Raw genomic sequence first — 19,416 nt, forward strand, 5'->3', positions numbered from 1 at the left:
GAACCGCCCGCACATGACGGGCGGTTCACGAATACATTGCAAGTCAAGCCGGGCAAGGCCCGGAGCAGCCAGGGATGCGGCCCCTAAATCGCTGTCCGCGCCCCCTAAGAGCCGGTGCCATCGGGCCGTCAGGCTCCCAGCTCGGGCGAGATCACATAGTCGGAGACATCGTCCGTGTTGGTCTTCACCCTGGTCAGGGCGGCCTTGATCGCGACCGCGAGCCGCTCCTGCTTCGCCCTGTCGGTCTCCTCGCGGCGCTCCGTGAATTCCGGCAGCACCTCGGCGGCGAAGAGTTCGAGCGATTCGCAGATGTGGTCGTGCCGGTTCTTGCCGGTCTGCACCGAGAAGATGATCTGGTCCACGCCCGCCGCCTCGTAGCGCCGCACGAGGTCGGTGATCTGCTCGGGCGTTCCGATGCCCCGCCGCAGCGAGGTGATCTGCGCCATCATCGCCTTGGCCTCGGGGCTGGGCTCCTCGCCGCCGGCCGGCGCGGCGGGCTCGCGGGTGAGCCCGGCGGCCTCGCGGTTGTCCTGGAACTCCTGCCACACATCGCTGGTGCCGGGCCGGTGCTGCCCGGTGATGTAGTAGTGCATCAGGGAGTACGAGAAGAAGTGCGCACCGTCCAGCCCCCGGTCCAGCGCCGTGTCCTCGTCCTGGTGGCACATGAAGGGCAGCACGACGGAGAAGTTCGGGTTGACGGTCTTGCCGACCGGCACGCACTCCTCGGACTCGATGATGCGGTAGTAGGTGTCCACCCACTCCTTGGCCTCCTCGGGGGAGACGAAGGAGAAGGAGAGCGCGCCGAGCCCGTGCCGGGCCGCGGTCTCGATGGTCGTACGGGCGCTGCACGCCATCCACAGCGGCGGGTGCGGCCGCTGCTTGGGCTTGGGCAGCAGGTTGCGCGGCGGGATGTTGACATAGGTGCCCTGGTGCCCGGTGAACGGCGTCTCGGTGAGCAGCCGGGTCACCACCTCCAGGGCCTCCCGCCACTGGTCCTTCTTGGTGTCCCGGTCGACGCCGAAGGCTTCCAGCTCCAGCTGTGAACTGCCCGCGCCGGTACCGAAGTCGACGCGGCCGCCGGAGATGAGGTCCAGCGTGGCGAGGCGCTCGGCGACCCGGGCCGGGTGGTTGACGGCGGGCGGCAGCGAGACGATGCCGTGGGCCAGGCGGATGTTGCGGGTCCGGGCGGCCGCGGCGGCGAGGAAGACCTCGGGCGCGGAGGAGTGCGAGTACTCCTCCAGGAAGTGGTGCTCGGTCGCCCAGGCGTAGTCGAAGCCGAGCCGGTCCGCCAGTTCGATCTGCTCCAGGGACTCGTTGTAGAGGCGCTCCTCGCTGTCCTCGGCCCAGGGCCGCGGGAGCTGGTGGTGGTAGATCAGGCCGAAACGCATGGGTCAGTCCTCCAGTGGGTGGCGGGTGGGTGGCAGGAAGGCGGCGCGGTAGAACAGCAGCGGCGCGGCATCGGCCGCGGCCGCCTGCAGGGCGCGGACCCGGCCGACGACGATCAGGTGGTCGCCACCGGGGTGGACGGCCTCGATGCCGCAGTCGATCCAGGCGAGCGAGCCGTCGATGACCGGTGATCCGGTGGCCGGGCCCGGCGTCCAGGCCACGCCCGCGAATTTGTCGGCGCCGCTGACCGCGAAGGCCCGGCAGGCCTTTTCCTGTGCGGCGGTGAGAATGCTGACGCAGAACGCGCCGGTGTCCCGGATCCGGGGCCAGCTGGTGGACGTACGGGCCACCGAGAACGTCACCAGCGGTGGGTCGAGCGAGAGCGAGGAAAAGGACTGGCAGGTGAATCCGACGGGCTGGCCGTCGGACATTCCCGCGACGATGGTGAGCCCGCTGCAGAAGTGGCCGAGCACCCGCCGGAATTCCGTCGGCGATATCCGGTCCGCCAGCGCCGCGGAATACGCGGGAGTTGTCATGGGACCCTCATCCCTGATTCACGCCGCCGCGCCCTCGGGGGCGGCGGCCGGGGCCTGTTCGATGATCACGTGCGCGTTGGTGCCGCTGATGCCGAAGGAGGAGACCCCCGCCCGGCGCGGCCGGCCCGTTTCGGGCCAGGGCTGTTCCTCGGTCAGCAGCCGCACCTGCCCCGCCGACCAGTCCACGCGCGGGGTCGGCTCGTCCACGTGCAGCGTGCGGGGCAGGATGCCGTGCCGGACGGCCTGCACCATCTTGATGACGGAGGCGACGCCGGCCGCGGCCTGGGTGTGCCCGAGGTTGGACTTCACCGAGCCCAGCCACAGCGGCCGGTCCGCGCCGCGCCCCTGCCCGTACGTCGCCAGCAGTGCCTGCGCCTCGATCGGATCACCGAGTCTGGTGGCCGTGCCATGGGCGTCCACGGCATCGATGTCCCCGGTGTCCAGGCCGGCCCCGGCCAGCGCCTGCCGGATCACGCGCTGCTGCGCGGGCCCGTTGGGCACGGTCAGGCCGCTGGACGCACCGTCCTGGTTGAGCGCGGAGCCGCGGACCACCGCGAGGATCCGCCGGCCGTTGCGCTGCGCGTCCGACAGCCGCTCCAGCAGGAGCAGGCCCGAGCCCTCGCCCCAGCCCGTACCGTCCGCGGCGGCCGCGAAGGACCGGCAGCGGCCGTCGGCCGAGAGTCCCTTCTGCTTGGTGAAGTACTGGAACGTCTCCGGCGAGGCCATGACGGTCGCGCCGCCCGCCAGGGCGAGCGTGCACTCACCCTGGCGCAGCGCCTGCATGGCCAGGTGCAGCGCGACGAGCGAGGACGAACACGCGGTGTCGACGGTCACCGCCGGGCCCTCCAGGCCCAGCGTGAAGGCGATCCGGCCGCTGACCAGGCTGCCGCCGGTGCTCGCTCCCTCGTACTCGTGGTACATCAGGCCGGTGAACACACCGGTCCTGCTGCCCTTCACGGACAGCGGGTCGATACGGGCGTGCTCGAAGGTCTCCCACGCGGTCTCCAGCAGCAGCCGCTGCTGGGGGTCCATCTCCAGTGCCTCGCGTGGCGAGATGCCGAAGAGGTCCGCGTCGAAGTCCGCGGCGTCGTGGAGGAACGCGCCCTCGCGGGTGATGCTCTTGCCCGGGGCTCCGTGCTCCGGGTCGTAGAGCCCCTCGATGTCCCAGCCCCGGTCGGCGGGGAAGCGGGTCACTCCGTCGCGGCCGGCCCGCAGCAGCTCCCACAGGTCGTCGGGGGAGTTGACGTCGCCGGCGAACCGGCAGGCCATCCCGACGATCGCGACGGGTTCCGTGGCGGCGGCGGTGAGGCGCGCGTTCTCCTTCTTGAGACGTTCGTTGTCCATCAGTGACGTACGGAGCGCCTCAACGATCCGCTCAGCTTCCATGGTGCGTCCAGCCTCCGGATCAGTCCGTGGTGCCGGCGGCCAGGGCCGTCCGCACCAGCTCGTCGATGGCCATGTCCTTGAACTTGCCGGTCTCGTCGGCCGCGGCGTTCCCGGGCTGCGCGGCCGCAGCGCGCTCGCTCTCGGGGACGAGCTCGTCCAGCAGGTAGCGGGCGAGCACGCCGGGGCTCGGGTAGTCGAACATCATCGTGGCGGGCAGCCGCAGCCCGGTGGCCTCGCCCAGCAGATTGCGCAGCTCGATCGCGGCCAGCGAGTCGAGGCCCATTTCGGTGAAACCCCGGTCGGTGTCGATCGCGGCCGGATCGTCGTGCCGCACGGTCGCCACATGTGTGCGGACGAGGTCCAGCAGCATCCGGAGCTGCTCTTCCTCCGCGAGGCCGGCCAGCCGGTCCTCCAGCGTGGCTTCCGCGGCCGGGGCGGGCTCGGGCCGGTCCACCGGCCCGGACCGACGGCGACCACCCGTGGCAGGAGTCACCAACTCGCGCAGTACTGACGGTACTTCACCGGCCGCCGCGACCCTCGCGAGGTCGAGCCGGAGCGGCACCAGGGCCGCGGCATCGACCGTGAGCGCGGCATCGAGGAGGGCCAGGCCGTCCTCCGGCGCGAGGGCCGGGGTGCCGAGCTTCTCCTGCCGCTCGAACACGGCGGCGTCCAGCCGCTCCCCCATTCCGTCACCGGCCCACAGATGCCAGGCGAGCGAGGTGGCGGGCAGCCCCTCAGTACGGCGGTGCTGGGCCAGGGCGTCGAGGAAGACATTGGCGGCCGCGTAGTTGGCCTGGCCGGCGTTGTCGAGGAAGCCCGTGGTGGAGGAGAAGAGCACAAAGGCGCTCAGGTCGAGGTCACGGGTCAGCTCGTGCAGGTGCCAGGCGGCATCCGCCTTGGGCGCGAGGACCGTGTCGATGCGCTTCGGGGAGAGGTCGCCGAACAGGCCGTCGTCGACGACCCCCGCGGCGTGCACCACACCGGTCAGCGGATGCCGCTCGGGGATGCCCGCCAGGAGGGCGCCGAGCGCCGCACGGTCGGCCACGTCACAGGCCGCGAGGGTCACTTCCGCACCCAAGTCGGCCAGTTCCGCCCGGAGTTCGGCTGCTCCCGGCGCCTCGGCACCGCGGCGGCCGACCAGCAGCAGCTGCCGTACGCCGTGCTCGACGACCAGGTGCCGCGCCACGTGCGCGCCCAGGCCGCCCGTACCGCCGGTGATCAGGACCGTACCGGCACCGCCCCACGGCTGCGCGTCGTCAGGCGTGCCGGAGGTGTCCGCCCGCAGGAGTCGCGGGACGAGAGCCCGGCCCTCGCGCAGGGCCACCTCCGCCTCGCCGACGCCGGCCGCTGCCCCCAGGAGCGTCGCCGACGCCTCGCTGCCGTCCACGTCCACCAGCACGATCCGGCCCGGGTGCTCGGCCTGTGCCGCTCGTACAAGGCCCCAGACGGGAGCCTGCACCACATCGACCGGCTCGCCGCTTCCGGTCGCTACCGCGCCGGAGGTCACCACGACCAGCGTCGCGTCGGCCGTACGGTCGTCGGCCAGCCAGGACTGCACCGCGGCCAGCACCGATCCCAACACGTCCCGGACCCCGGCGGTCGTCTCGCCGGCCGGCGACTCGACCCGCAACACCGTGTGTTCCGGCGCCTTCACCCCGGCGAGGTCCGGCCCCGGCACCCAGCCGAGGCGCAGCAGCCCGTCGGTGGCACCACCGGTAGCGGCTACGCGGGAGACCAGGGATTCGATGGTGGCGACGGGCCGCCCCAGCGGGTCGGCCAGCCGTAGTTCCGTCGTCTCCGTACCGGGGAGCCGAGTCAGCTGGACGCGGAGTTCGGCGGCGCCCGGCGCGTGCAGGGTCACACCGGTCCACACGAAGGGCAGCACCGTACTGTCCTGGTCATCGAGCAGGTCGACATGGCTCGCCGCATCGAGGAGAGCGGGATGGATGCCGTAGCGGGCGGCCTCTCCGCGCGCCTCTTCGGGCAGCGCCACCTCGGCGAACAGCTCGTCGCCCCGGCGCCAGGCCGCCTTCAGGCCCTGGAAGACCGGGCCGTAGCCGTACCCCCGGCCGGTCAGCAGCTCGTACGCGCCGTCCACCGCGATCTCGTCCGCTCCCTCCGGCGGCCACTGCGTCAGATCGAAGGCTGCGGAAGGAGCCTCGGCGGCGAGGACACCCGAGGCGTGCCTTGTCCACTCCCCCATGCTGCCTTCCGGTCGGCCGTGCACGGTCACCGGTCGCGCGCCGGAACCGTCCGCCGCGCCGACCACGACCTGCACCGCCACGGCCCCGTGTGCCGGCAGCTCCAGCGGGGTCTCCAGCGTGAGTTCCTCCAGTCGGCCGCAGCCGACTTCACCGCCGGCGCGCAGTGCCAGCTCCACGAGCCCGGTGCCGGGCAGCAGGACCCGGCCCAGTACCGCGTGGTCGGCGAGCCACGGCCGGTCCGCCGTGGACAGCCGGCCGGTGAGTACCGCGCCCGCGCCGTCCGGGAGTTCCACGGTCGCGCTGAGCAGCGGGTGGCCGGTGTCGAGCTGTCCGTGCCCGGTCGCGCCGGACGCGGGGGCGGGCGGGGTGTCCAGCCAGAAGTGCCGCTTCTCGAAGGCGTACGTGGGAAGTTCGATCCGGCGGGCGCCGGTCCCGGCGTAGTACGCGGCCCAGTCGATACGGGTGCCCGCGATGTGGAGCCGGGAGAGCGCGGTGAGCAGGGCCAGGGTCTCCGTACGGCCCTTGCGCTGCGTGGCGGCCAGCAGCGCACCGGGCGCCGCCTCGCCGAGGCAGGCCTCCGCCATCGCGGTCAGCACACCGTCGGGGCCCAGCTCCAGGAAGCGGGTGACGCCCTGAGTGTGCAGGTGGCGGATGCCGTCGGCGAAACGCACCGCCTCGCGGACATGGCGCACCCAGTACTCGGGAGAGCGCAGCTCTGTGGCGAGACCACCGCTCACATTCGAGACCACCGGTATGGACGGCTCGTGATACGTGAGCCCCTCCGCCACGGCGCGGAACTCATCGAGTATCGGCTCCATCAACGGCGAGTGGAACGCATGCGAGACCCGCAGCCGGGCCGTCCGGCGTCCCGCGGCGTCGAAGTGCGCCTTGACCGCCAGGACCGCGGCCTCATCGCCCGAGATCACAACGGCCTCCGGCCCGTTGACCGCGGCGATGCCCACCGCATCGGAAGACAGGTGCGCCAGCACCTCTTCCTCGGTCACTTCCACGGCCACCATCGCGCCACCCGCCGGCAGCGCATCCATCAGTCGCCCGCGCGCCGACACCAACCTCGCCGCATCGGACAGCGACAACACCCCGGCGACGTGCGCCGCCGCCACCTCACCGATGGAGTGCCCGGCCACGAAGTCCGGACGTATCCCCCACGACTCCATCAGCCGGAACAGCGCCACCTCGAAAGCGAACAGCGCCGGCTGGGTGTTGCGGGTGCGGTTCAACAGTTCCGCGTCCTCGCCCCACATCACCTCCCGCAGCCCCGGCTCCAGCTCATCCAGTACCGCATCGAAAGACTCGGCGAAGACGGGGAACGCCGCATACAATTCCCGCCCCATCCCGAGCCGTTGCGCCCCCTGCCCCGTGAACAGGAACGCGCTCAGGCCGTTCGAGTGGTCGGTGCCGGTGATGATGTCGTGGCTCTGCTCACCGGCGGCCAGGGCCGTCAGGACGTGCAGTGCCGTGGCGTGGTCGTCGGCCAGGATCACGGCGCGGTGGTCGAGCACGGCGCGCGTGGTGGCCAGGGAGAGCCCGAGGTCGGGCAGGCGCAGGTCCGGCCGGTCCGTGAGGAGATCACGCAGCTGGGCGGCCTGTGCGGGCAAGCCGCGAGCCTGCTGGGCGGAGAGGACGAGCGGGACCGTGGCAGGTCCCTGCTCCGGTGCCCGCTCCTCGGACTCGTGCGGAGCCTCCGGCGCCTGTTCCAGCACGATGTGCGCGTTGGTGCCGCTGAGCCCGAAGGAGGAGACGGCGGCCCGGCGGGGCCGGTCGGTCCCCGGCCAGTCGCGGGCCTCGGTCAGCAGGCGTACCGCGCCGGACTCCCAGTCGACGTTCGGCGTCGGCTCGTCGACGTGCAGCGTCTTGGGCAGCACGCCGTGCCGCAGTGCTTCGACCGTCTTGATGACGCCGCTGACACCGGCCGCGGCCTGGGCGTGCCCGATGTTGGACTTGATCGAGCCGAGCCACAGCGGCCGGTCGTCGGGGCGCTGCTGCCCGTACGTCGCCAGCAGCGCCTGGGCCTCGATCGGGTCGCCGAGCCGGGTGCCGGTGCCATGGCCCTCGACGAGGTCGACCTCGGCAGTGGTGAGTCCGGCGGCGGCCAGCGCCTGCTGGATCACCCGCTGCTGCGAGGGACCGTTGGGGGCGGTGAGCCCGTTGCTCGCGCCGTCCTGGTTGATCGCCGAGCCGCGGATCACGGCGAGCACCGGGTGGCCGTTGCGGCGGGCGTCCGACAGCCGCTCGACCAGGAGCAGCCCGATGCCCTCCGACCAGCCCGTGCCGTCGGCGGCGCCCGAGAAGGCCTTGCAGCGGCCGTCCGGCGCCAGGCCCCGCTGCTGACTGAAGTCGACGAAGATGTCCGGGGTGGGCATCACGGTGACACCGCCGGCGAGGGCCATGGAGACCTCGCCCTGCCGCAGTGCCTGGCATGCCATGTGCAGCGCGACCAGGGACGACGAGCAGGCGGTGTCGATGGTGACCGCGGGGCCCTCCAGGCCGAGGCTGTAGGCGACCCGGCCGGAGGCGATGCTGCCCGCGCTGCCGTTTCCGAGGTAGGCCGACAGGTCGTCGGGCGCCGCACCGGGACGGGTGCCGTAGTCGTGGTACATCACGCCCGCGTACACACCGGTCCGGGTGGCGCGCAGCGAGGTCGGGTCGATGCCGGCCCGCTCGATCGTCTCCCAGGAGACCTCCAGGAGCAGCCGCTGCTGCGGGTCCATGGCGAGGGCCTCGCGCGGCATGATCCCGAAGAACTCGGGGTCGAACTCGGCGGCGTCGTGCAGGAAGCCGCCCTGGACCGTGTACGTCTTGCCCGGGGTTCCCGGCTCGGGGTCGTAGAGGGATGCGGTGTCCCAGCCGCGGTCGCCGGGGAAGCCGCCGACCGCGTCCCGGCCCTCGTCGACCAGCCGCCACAGGTCCTCGGACGACCGTACGCCGCCGGGGAAGCGGCAGCCGATGGCCACGATGGCGATGGGCTCGTCGGCCGCGGTCCCTTCGGCCCTGGCGGGGGCGGTGGTGGCAGTGGTTTCTGGGGCTGCCAGGTCCAGCCGGGTCTTGAGGTACTCGGCGACGGACCGGGCGTTGGGGTGGTCGAAGACGAGCGTGGCGGGCAGCCGGGTACCGGCGGCGGCGCCGAGGGCGTTGCGCAGCTCGACGGCGGCCAGCGAGTCGAAGCCCAGCTCCTTGAACGCCCGGTCCGGGCCGACCGCTTCGGTGCTGTCATGGCCGAGCACCGTGGCGACGTGGGAGCGGACCAGTTCCAGCAGGGCGTGGTTCCGCTCCGCGTCGGTCAGTGCGGCGAGCCGCTTCCGGAGGTCCGATCCGCCGGCGTCCTCGCCGGCCGCACGTACGGTACGACGCGCCGGTCCGCGGACCAGGCCGCGCAGCAGTGCGGGCAGTGCGTCGCCACGGGAGCGCAGGGCGGTGCGGTCGATACGGACCGGCACGGTGTGCGCGGCGCCGGTGCACAGGGCCGCGTCGAAGAGCGCAAGTCCTTCGGCGGCGTCCAGCGCGGGCATGCCGAGCCGGCGCATCCGGTCCAGGTCGGCGTCGGTGAGCGGACCGCCCAGGCCCGTGTCGACGGCCCACATACCGAACGCGAGGGCGGTGGCGGGCAGGCCCTGGGCCCGCCGGTGATGGGCCAGGGCGTCCAGGAAGACATTGGCGGCCGCGTAGTTGGCCTGGCCCGCGCCGAGGACGAGCCCGCCCGCCGACGAGAGCAGCACGAATGCGGACAGCTCAAGATCGCGGGTGAGTTCGTGCAGCTGCCAGGCGGCATCCGCCTTCGGGCGCAGTACCTTCGCGAACTGCTCGGGCGTCAGCGTGCCCACCAGCCCGCTGTCGACGACGGCCGCCGCGTGGACGACGCCCGTCAGCGGGTGCGCTTCGGGGACGCCGTCCAGCAGTGCGGCGAGCGCGGCCCGGTCGGTGACGTCGCACGCCGCGACGGTGACCTCGGCGCCCAACTCCTGAAGCTCGGCGCGGAGTTCGGGGGCGCCGGGGGCGTCGATGCCGCGCCGGCTGGTCAGCAGCAGATGGCGTACACCGTGCTCGGTCACCAGATGGCGGGCGAGCCTGGCGCCCAGGCCGCTGGTGCCGCCGGTGATGAGGACGGTGCCGGTGGTGTCCCACGTCGTGCCGGTGACCGGCTCCGCGACCTCGGACGCCGCGGCGGGGGCCAGCCGTGGTACCGCGAACTTGCTGTTGTGTACGGCGAGTTCGGGCTCCCCGGAGGTGGCGGCCGCGGCCAGCACGGCGAGGGATTCCGTGCTGCCGTCGGTGTCGACCAGTACGAACCTGCCGGGGTTCTCCGCCTCCGCGGCGCGCACCAGGCCCCATACCGGCGCCTGGGCCAGATCGATGCGGTCCTGCGGGCGGGCGGCCACGGCGTACTGGGTGACGATCGCCAGCCGGGACGCGGCGAACCGCTCGTCGGCGAGCCAGGCCCGTACGACCTCCAGCACCTCCGCCGCGGTGGTGTGCACGGCGTCCGGCAGTTCGGCGCCATCCGTGGCGGCCGGGGTGGCGACCGGGCAGAGGACGAGGTCCGGGACGATCTCGGCGTCGGCCACCGCGGCCAGGTCCGTGAACTCCCGTATGTCAGCCGGGAGTTCAGCGAGTCCGGGCAGCCGGCCCACGGTGCCGCGTACCGACTGCGGCGGCGGCAGCTCACTCCAGGCGACGTGGAAGAGGGCGTCCTGGCGGCCGGTCTGCTCGGCGTCGGTCAGCTGGGCGTCCGACACGGGGCGCGAGACCAGCGACTCGACGGTGGCGATGGGCTGCCCGGCGGCGTCGGCGATCCACAGGGCCGACAGCTCGTCGCCGCGCAGCCGCCGCAGTCGGACGCGTACGGTGTCGGCACCCGCGCCGTGCAGCGTCACACCGTTCCAGGAGAACGGCAGCAGCGTGTCACCACCGACCTCGCCCCTGGCGTCGAGGAGATCGGCGTGCATCGCCGCGTCGAGCAGGGCGGGGTGAATGCCGTAGCGGGCCGCCTCGCCGCGGGCCGCCTCGGGCAGCGCCACTTCGGCGACCACCTCGTCACCGAGCCGCCAGGCCGCCGTCAGCCCCCGGAACGCCGGGCCGTAGCCGTAGCCCCGGTCGACCAGCCGCTCGTACACGTTCTCCACCGGTACCGGCTCGGCGCCCGCCGGCGGCCACTGCGCCAGATCGAAGTCGGGCGCCGAAGCGTCCGGTGCGAGTACGCCGGAAGCGTGCCGGGTCCACTCCCCCGCTTCCCGCTCGGGCCGCGAGTGCACGGTCAGCGACCGGGTGCCGGCCGCATCAGCGGAGCCCACGGTCACCTGCAGCTGGACGCCGCCGCGAGCGGGCAGCAGCAGCGGCGCCTCCAGCGTCAGCTCCACCAGCCGGCCGCAGCCGGCCTCGTCACCGGCCCGCACCGCCAGCTCGACGAATCCGGTGCCCGGCAGCAGGACCCGGCCCAGGACCTCGTGGTCCGCCAGCCAGTCCGGCGCACCGGCCGCCAGCCGGCCGGTGAGCACGATGGCGTCCGACTCCGGTGAGGTGACGACGGCGCTCAGGATCGGGTGGTCGATCGGCTGCAGGCCCGCGGAGCCGACGTCGACCGGCCCGGTCCCCGCCGCGTCGAGCCAGAAGCGGCGGCGCTGGAACGCGTACGTCGGGAGGTCCAGGTGCGCGGCACTCCGGCCGCCGAAGAACGCGGGCCACGCCACCGCGCGGCCCCGGGCGTACACCCGCCCCACACCGGAGACCAGCTCCCGCCGCTCGTCGCGGTCTCGGCGCAGCAGCGGCACGAAGACGGCGGCACCGTCGTCCGACAGGCAGGACGGTCCGGTGGCCGACAGGGCGGCGGCCGGGCCGACCTCCAGGAAGGTCGTCACTCCCGCGGCCTCCAGCACGCGCACGGCGTCGGCGAAGCGGACGGCCTCGCGCACATGGCGGGTCCAGTAGCCGGGAGTGGTCAGCTCGTCCGTGACCGGCGTGCCGGTGAGCGTGGAGACGAAGGGAATCCGCGGTGTGTTGTACGAGAGTGAGGCGGCCACCTGCTCGAACTCGGCGAGCATCGGCTCCATCAGCGGCGAGTGGAACGCATGCGACACCTGAAGGCGCGTCACCTTGCGGCCCTCACCCTCGAAGTGCGATGCGAGAGCCAGGACTTGGGACTCCACGCCGGAGACCACCACAGCCGCCGGACCGTTCACCGCCGCGATGCTCACCCCGTCGGCGAGGTGCGGCATCACCTCCGCCTCCGAAGCCTGCACCGCCGCCATCGCACCGCCCGCGGGCAGCGCGTCCATCAGCCTCCCGCGCGCGGCCACCAGCTTCGCCGCATCCGCCGGCGACAGCACTCCGGCGACATGGGCCGCGGCAATCTCACCGACCGAATGCCCCGCCACGACATCAGGACGCACATCCCAGGACTCCACCAATCGGAACAGGGCCACTTCGACCGCGAACAATGCGGGCTGCGCGAAGCGGGTGCGATTCAGCAGCTCGGCGTCCTCGCCCCACATCGCCTCCCGCAGCCCCGGAACCAGCTGCTCCAGCTCCGCCAGCACCGCGTCGAATGCCTCGGCGAAGACCGGGAACGCCTCGTACAACTCCCGGCCCATGCCCGGACGTTGCGCGCCCTGCCCCGTGAACAGGAAGGCCAGCTTGCCGGAGGTCACCGCGTCGATACCGGTTTCACCGTTGCCTTCGGCCAGTGCCTCCAGCGCGCCGGCCAGCTCGGTCCGGTCCGCGCCCACCGGGACGGCGCGGTACTCGTGGGCCGCGCGCGTTGTGGCGAGCGCCTGGCCCGCCGCGGCGAGTTCGTCGTCGAGGAGGGTGTCGAGGAAGCCGCGCAGCCGCCCGGCCTGCGCGCGCAGGGCCTGCGGGGTCTTGGCCGATACCGGCCAGGCCACCACCGCGGGGGCCCGGCCCGGCGCTTCCCGACCGGTGTCGGCACCCGGGACAGGGCCGGTGGCCTGTTCGAGGATGACGTGGGCGTTGGTACCGCTGATGCCGAACGAGGAGACACCCGCGCGGCGCGGGCGGTCCCGGTCGGGCCAGGCCCGCTGCTCGGTGAGCAGTTCGACGGCGCCCTCCGTCCAGTCCACCTGCGGTGTCGGCTCGTCGACGTGCAGCGTCTCCGGCAGCACACCGTGCCGCATGGCCATGACCATCTTGATGATCCCGGCGACACCGGCGGCGGCCTGGGTGTGGCCGAGATTGGATTTGACGGAACCGAGGAACAGCGGGGTGCCGTCCTGCGCGCGCTGCTGTCCGTACGTCGCGATCAGTGCCTGCGCCTCGATCGGGTCGCCCAGGGTGGTGCCGGTGCCGTGGGCCTCGACGGCGTCGATGTCCGCCGCGGTGAGGCCGGAAGCGGTGAGCGCCTGCTGGATGACGCGCTGCTGCGAGGGCCCGTTGGGCGCGGTCAGCCCGTTGCTCGCGCCGTCCTGGTTGACGGCGGAGCCGCGTACCACCGCCAGGACCCGGTGACCGTTGGCCTCGGCGTCCGAGAGACGCTCCAGCAGCAGCATGCCGGCGCCCTCGCCCCAGCCCGTGCCGTCGGCGGCGGCGGCGAAGGACTTGCAACGGCCGTCGGCGGAGAGGCCGCGCTGCCGGTTCATGTCGATGAAGGTGTCGGGGGTGGACATCACGGTGACGCCGCCCGCGAGGGCGAGGGTGCACTCCCCCTGGCGCAGTGCCTGGACCGCCCAGTGCAGGGCGACCAGCGAGGACGAGCAGGCGGTGTCCACCGTCACGGCGGGGCCTTCCAGGCCCAGGGTGTAGGAGACGCGTCCCGAGACGACACTGGCGAGGCTGCCGTTGCCGAGATGACTTGCGACGTCCTCCGGGACCGTGCCGAGCCGGGTGCCCCAGTCGTGGTACATCACGCCGGCGAAGACACCGGTACGGGAACCGCGTGCCGACTCCGGGTCGATACCGGCCCGCTCGAAGGCCTCCCAGGAGGTCTCCAGCAGCAGCCGCTGCTGCGGGTCCATCGCCTGTGCCTCGCGCGGGCTGATGCCGAAGAACTCCGGGTCGAAGTCGGCGGCGTCGTAGAGGAAACCGCCCTCACGGGTGGCGCTCTTACCGGGCGTTCCGGGCTCCGGGTCGTACAGGTCCTCGATGTTCCAGCCGCGGTCCTCGGGGAAGCCGGAGACCGCGTCGCGGCCCGCCGCGACCAGGTCCCACAGCTCCTCCGGGGAGCTGACGCCGCCCGGATAGCGGCAGCTCATGCCGACGATGGCGATGGGCTCGTCGGCCGGTGCGGGGGCGACGGCGGCGGGCCGCGCCGCGGCGGCGACGGCCGGACCGGCGCTGAGCTTGCTGCCCAGGTGCTCGGCGAGGGCGCGGGGCGTCGGGTAGTCGAAGACGAGCGTCGCGGTCAGCCGCTGACCGGTCGCGGAGTTGAGGCGGTTGCGCACCTCGACGGCGGCCAGCGAGTCGAAGCCGATCTCGCTGAACGGCCGCGCGGGGTCGATGGCAGCACCGTCCTCGTGGCCGAGTACGGCCGCGACCTCGGACCGTACGAGGTCGAGGAGCGCCTCGGCCCGGTCCGCCTCGGAGAGCTCGGCGAGCCGCTGGGCCAGGGGCCCGCCCGGGACGGCGCCTTCCGCGCCCGGTGTCGCGGCCGCCGCGGCCGATCGGCGCGCCGGGACCCGGACCAGTCCGCTCAGCAGTGGCGGTACGCCGTCGGAACGCTCTTGGAGGGCCCGGGGGTCGACGCGCACCGGCACGACGGTGGGCTCCGTCGTGCGGAGCGCGCTGTCCAGCAGTGCGAGGTTCTCGTCCGGCGTCAGGGGTGCCAGGCCGAGCCGGGCGATGCGCTGCAGCGCCGCCGCGTCCAGTGCGGCGCCCATGCCGCTCTCGCCGGCCCACAGGCCCCAGGCCAGTGAGGTGGCGGGCAGGCCGCGGGCGCGGCGGTGGTGGGCCAGGGCGTCCAGGAAGACATTGGCGGCGGCGTAGTTGGCCTGTCCGGCACCGTCGAGGAAGCCGGCCGTGGACGAGAAGAGGACGAACGCGGTCAGGTCGAGATCGCCGGTCAGCTCGTGCAGATGCCAGGCCGCGTCCGCCTTCGGGCGCAGCACGGCACCCAGCCGCTCCGGTGTCAGCGAGGCGAGCAGGCCGTCGTCGACGATGCCCGCCGCATGCACGACACCCGTCAGCGGGTGCGCGGCGGGGACGTCTGCCAGCAGTCCGGCGAGTGCATCGCGGTCGGCGACGTCACAGGCCGCGATGGTGACCTCGGCGCCCAGCCCGGTCAGTTCGGAGCGGAGTGCGGCGGCGCCGGGTGCATCGATACCACGGCGGCTCGTCAGCAGCAGATGCCGTACGCCGTGCTCGGTCACCAGGTGCCGGGCCACGAGGGCGCCCAGGCCGCCCGTACCACCGGTGATCAGTACCGTGCCGTCGCCGCTCCATGGGGAGGTGTCGGCGGTGGCGGGCGCCATCCGGCTCAGTCTCGGCACCAGTACCTGGCTCGCGCGCAGCGCCACTTCGGGTTCACCGACGGTCGCCGCGGCGGCGAGCAGCCGCTCCGTGTCCGCGCTCCCGTCCAGGTCCACGTCCACGTCCACCAGGACGATCCGGCCCGGGTGCTCGGCCTGCGCGGCCCGCACCAGGCCCCACACCGGCGCCTGCACCATGGCGACCGGCTCGTCCGGTCCGGTCGCCACCGCGTTGCGCGTCGTCACGATGAGCGTCGAGTCGGCCGTGCGGTCGTCCGCCAGCCATGCCTGCACCGATCCCAGTACGGCGGCCGCGACGCCGTGCACGCCCGCGAGGGGCTCACCGGCGTACGCGACGGCGGCCGAGTCGGCCCGCAGTACGGCCTGCTCCGGCGCGGCGCCGCTGCTGCCCAGGACGTCGTCCACGGACGGCAGTCCGGCGGCCGTGCCTGCTGTCAGCTCCGGGCCCGGCACCCATGCGACCCGCAACAGGGCATCGCCTGGGTGCTGTGCCGCCTTCAGCTGTGCGGTGTCGACGGGGCGCAGGACGAAGGAGCCTATACGGGCGACCGGTGCGCCCATGGTGTCGGCGAGTTCCAGCGACACCGCGTCGGGGCCGGTCGCCACGATGCGCACGCGGACGGCTGCGGCACCGGTGGCGTGCAGGGTGACATCGGTCCAGGCGAACGGCAGCCGCGTCACCTCGGGTGCCGGCGCGGCGGACGCGAAGTCCGTGGCGTGCAGCGCGGCATCCAGCAGGGCGGGGTGCAGGCTGAACCCGCCCGCGTCCGCGGCGAGTTCCTCGGGGAGCGCGACCTCGGCGAACACCTCGTCACCGCGCCGCCACACCGCACGCAGCCCGTGGAAGGCCGGACCGTAGCCGTAGCCCTGCTCGCGCATGTCGTCGTAGAGGGTGGCGATGTCGAGCGGCCGGGCGCCGGGCGGCGGCCACTGCGCCAGGTCGATGGCGGGCTCGGCCTGCTGCGGTGCGAGGACACCGGAGGCGTTGCGGGTCCACGGCGCGTCGGCCGGCGCGTCCTCCGGGCGCGAGTAGAACTCCACGGGGCGGTGTCCGGCCGCGTCCGCGGCGGCGACCGCGACCTGCAGGGCGATCCCGCCGGTCTGCGGCAGCACCAGGGGCGCTTCGAGGGTCAGTTCCGCCACCCGGGCGCAGCCGACCTGGTCACCGGCGCGTACCGCGAGTTCCACCAGGGCGGTGCCCGGCAGCAGGGACACACCGGCGACGACGTGGTCGGCGAGCCAGGGGTGGGAGCGCAGCGACACCCGGCCGGTGAGCACGACGCCGTCGTCGTGCGCGAGGTTCACCACCGCGCCGAGCAGCGGGTGTTCGGCGGCCAGCTGGCCGAGCTCGCCCGCGTCGCCCGCGGTCTGCGGGGCGCCCAGCCAGAAGCGGCGGCGCTGGAACGCGTAGGTGGGCAGCTCGATCCGGCGTGCCGCGGAATCGGCGTAGTGCGCGGCCCAGTCGACGTGGTGCCCGCGGGTGGCGAGCCGACCGGCGGCGGAGAGCAGTTCGCGCTGTTCACCGCGGTCGCGGCGGAGCGACGGTACGAAGGCGAGGTCACCGGCCTCGTCGGGGACGCACTGCTCCCCCATGGCGGACAGGACGGCGTCCGGGCCCAGTTCGAGGAAGGTGGTGATGCCGGCGGAACGCAGGAAGTCGATGCCGTCGGCGAAGCGTACGGCGGCGCGGACGTGCTCCACCCAGTACTCGGGCGAGCACAGCTGCTCGGCGGTGGCGGGCGCCCCCGTGACGTTGGAGACGACGGGGATGCGCGGCGCGTGGTAGCTGAGGATCTCGGCGATCTGCCGGAACTCCGCCAGCATCGGCTCCATGAGCGGCGAGTGGAAGGCGTGGCTGACGCGCAACTGCTTGGTCTTGTGCCCGCGCTCGGCGAGCCGTACGGCGAGTTGCCGGGCGAGTTCCTCGTCACCGGAGATGACCACGGACCGGGGCCCGTTGACGGCGGCGATGCTCAGCCGGTCCTCGTGCCCGGCGAGCAGCGGGAGCACCTCGTCCTCGGTGGCCTGTACCGCGATCATGGCGCCGCCGCGGGGCAGCGCCTGCATCAGCCGGCCACGCGCCGCGACCAGGGTGGCGGCGTCCTCCAGCGACAGCACGCCCGCGACGTGTGCGGCGGCCAGTTCGCCGATGGAGTGTCCGGCGAGGTAGTCGGGGCGTATCCCCCAGGACTCCACGAGGCGAAAGAGTGCGGTCTCCACGGCGAAGAGCCCGCACTGCGTGTACATCGTCTGATCGAGCAGCGCCGCCTCTTCGCTGCCCGGCTCGGCGAACAGCACGTCCCACAGGGAGAGTTCGAGCTGCAGATCGAGATGGGCGATGGCGTCCGCCAGCGCGTCGGCGAAGACGGGGTAGGCGTCGTACAGCTCGCGGCCCATGGCGAGCCGCTGGCTGCCCTGGCCGGTGAAGAGGAAGGCCAGCCGGCCGGTGGCCGGTGCGCCCTGCACCAGCCCGGGTGCCTCGGTGCCGTCCGCGACGGCCCGCAGCGCCCGTACGAAGTCCGCAAGGTCCTCGGCCAGGACGACGGCCCGGTGTCCGAGCGCGGCGCGCGTCGTGGCCAGCGAATAGCCGATGTCGGTGAGCGCGGCGCCCGGCTCGCGGTCGAGGAAGGCGAGCATACGGTCCGCCTGGGCGCGCAGCGCGTGGGCGCTCCTGGCGGACAGCGGGAGGGGGATCAGGGCGGTCGCGGACGCCGGGTCCTGCGCGGCTTCGCCCTCCGGGGCGGTCTCCTGCGCCGGCGGCTCCTCGATGATGACGTGTGCGTTGGTACCACTGATGCCGAACGCCGAGATGCCCGCGCGCCGCGGCCGGCCGTCCGGCTGCCAGGGCCTGGCCTCGGTCAGCAGCCGTACATCGCCCGCGGACCAGCGGATGTTGGGCGAGGGCTCGTCGACGTGCAGGGTCTTGGGCAGCACCCCGTGCTTCATGGCCAGGACCATCTTGATGACGCTGGCGGCGCCGCCCGCGGCCTGGGTGTGGCCGAGGTTGGACTTCACCGAGCCGAGCCACAGCGGGGCGCCGTCGGGGCGGCCCTGACCGTACGTCGCGATGATGGCCTGCGCCTCGATGGGGTCGCCGAGCGTGGTGCCGGTGCCATGGGCGTCCACGGCGTCGACCTCGGCCGCGGTCAGCCCCGCGGTGGCCAGGGCCTGCCGGATGAGCCGCTGCTGCGAGGTACCGCTGGGGGCCGTCAGGCCGTTGCTCGCGCCGTCCTGGTTGACGGCGGTGGAGCGGACCACGGCGAGCACGGTGTGCCCCTGGGCGCGCGCGTCGGAGAGCCGCTCGACGACAAGCAGGCCGACGCCCTCGGAGAATCCGGTGCCGTCCGCGGCGGCCGCGAAGGCCTTGACCCGGCCGTCGGGTGCCAGCCCGCGCTGCCGGCTGAACGCCGTGAACATGCCCGGGCTGCCCATGACGGCGACGCCGCCGACCAGCGCGAGCGAGCACTCGCCACGGCGCAGCGCCTGCGCGGCCAGGTGCAGGGAGACGATGGAGCCGGAGCAGGCGGTGTCGACGGTGACCGCGGGGCCCTCCAGGCCCAGGATGTACGCGATGCGGCCGGAGGCGACGCTGGGCGCGTTGCCCGTCATCAGATAGCCGTCCAGGCCCTCCGGCGCTTCGTGCACCCTCAGGCCGTACTCGTGCACCTCCGCGCCGATGAAGACGCCGGCCCGGCTGCCGCGCAGCGACGTCGGGTCGATGCCGGTCCGCTCCAGCGCCTCCCACGCGGTCTCCAGGACCAGCCGCTGCTGCGGGTCCATGGCGAGGGCCTCGCGCGGGCTGATGCCGAAGAAGTCGGCGTCGAACTCGGTGGCGTCGGCCAGGAATCCGCCCTTGTTCACATAGCTCTTGCGGGGTGCGTCCGGGTCCGGGTCGTACATGCCCTCGACGTCCCAGCCGCGGTCGGTGGGGAAGTCGCCCAGTACGTCGCCGCCCTCGTCGAGCAGCCGCCACAGGGCCTCCGGCGAGTCGATGCCGCCCGGGAAGCGGCAGCCGATGCCGACGATGACGATCGGGTCGCTGTCGTCGACGGTCTCCGGCCGCACCGCTTCCAGGGCGGTGTCGGCCTCCTCGCCGACGAGCTCGCTGCGCAGCCGGGCGGCGAGCGCGGCGGGCGTGGGGTGGTCGAAGCCGACGGTGGGCGGCAGGTTCAGGCCGGTCGCGGCGTTGATGCGCTGGTGCAGTGCCACCAGGCCCAGCGAGTCGACGCCCTGCTCCTTGAAGGGGCGTTCGGCGTCCACGGCGTCCACGGTGTCCGCCGCGTCCGGCCGTATGGTGCGCAGCACGCCGAGTGCCTCGGTGCATACCAGGTCGACCAGTACGCGCAGTTGCTCGACGGCCGGGAGCAATTCCAGCCGGCCGATCACACCGGACACCGAAGTTCCGGACCCGCTCATTCGCACACTCCACACCTATGAGAAATAACCGCGCCTGAC

Annotated in this window: 3 protein-coding genes and 1 pseudogene; all 4 read right to left on the minus strand. The window is 73.3% G+C overall.

Going from position 1 to position 19,416, the window contains the following annotated elements:
• Positions 1-128: 128 nt before the first annotated feature.
• The gene (locus AB0I82_RS06070) at positions 129-1,388 is read right to left on the minus strand and encodes an LLM class flavin-dependent oxidoreductase (protein ID WP_363255858.1); all 1,260 of its coding nucleotides are present in this window, start codon (positions 1,386-1,388) and stop codon (positions 129-131) included.
• 3 nt (positions 1,389-1,391) lie between these two features.
• Positions 1,392-1,922 carry a flavin reductase family protein gene (locus AB0I82_RS06075; RefSeq protein WP_363255859.1) on the minus strand — a complete coding sequence of 177 codons (531 nt, stop codon included), beginning with the start codon at positions 1,920-1,922 and terminating at the stop codon, positions 1,392-1,394.
• Positions 1,923-1,967: 45 nt separating this feature from the next.
• Positions 1,968-3,308, minus strand: a pseudogene (locus AB0I82_RS06080) (beta-ketoacyl synthase N-terminal-like domain-containing protein); the annotation flags it as partial.
• A 19-nt stretch (positions 3,309-3,327) separates the two neighbouring features.
• Positions 3,328-19,377, minus strand: coding sequence for a type I polyketide synthase (locus tag AB0I82_RS06085; RefSeq protein ID WP_363255860.1), 16,050 nt, complete (start codon positions 19,375-19,377; stop codon positions 3,328-3,330).
• Positions 19,378-19,416 lie beyond the last annotated feature (39 nt).

The organism is Streptomyces sp. NPDC050315, assembly GCF_040655775.1.
Classification (GTDB): Bacteria; Actinomycetota; Actinomycetes; order Streptomycetales; family Streptomycetaceae; genus Streptomyces.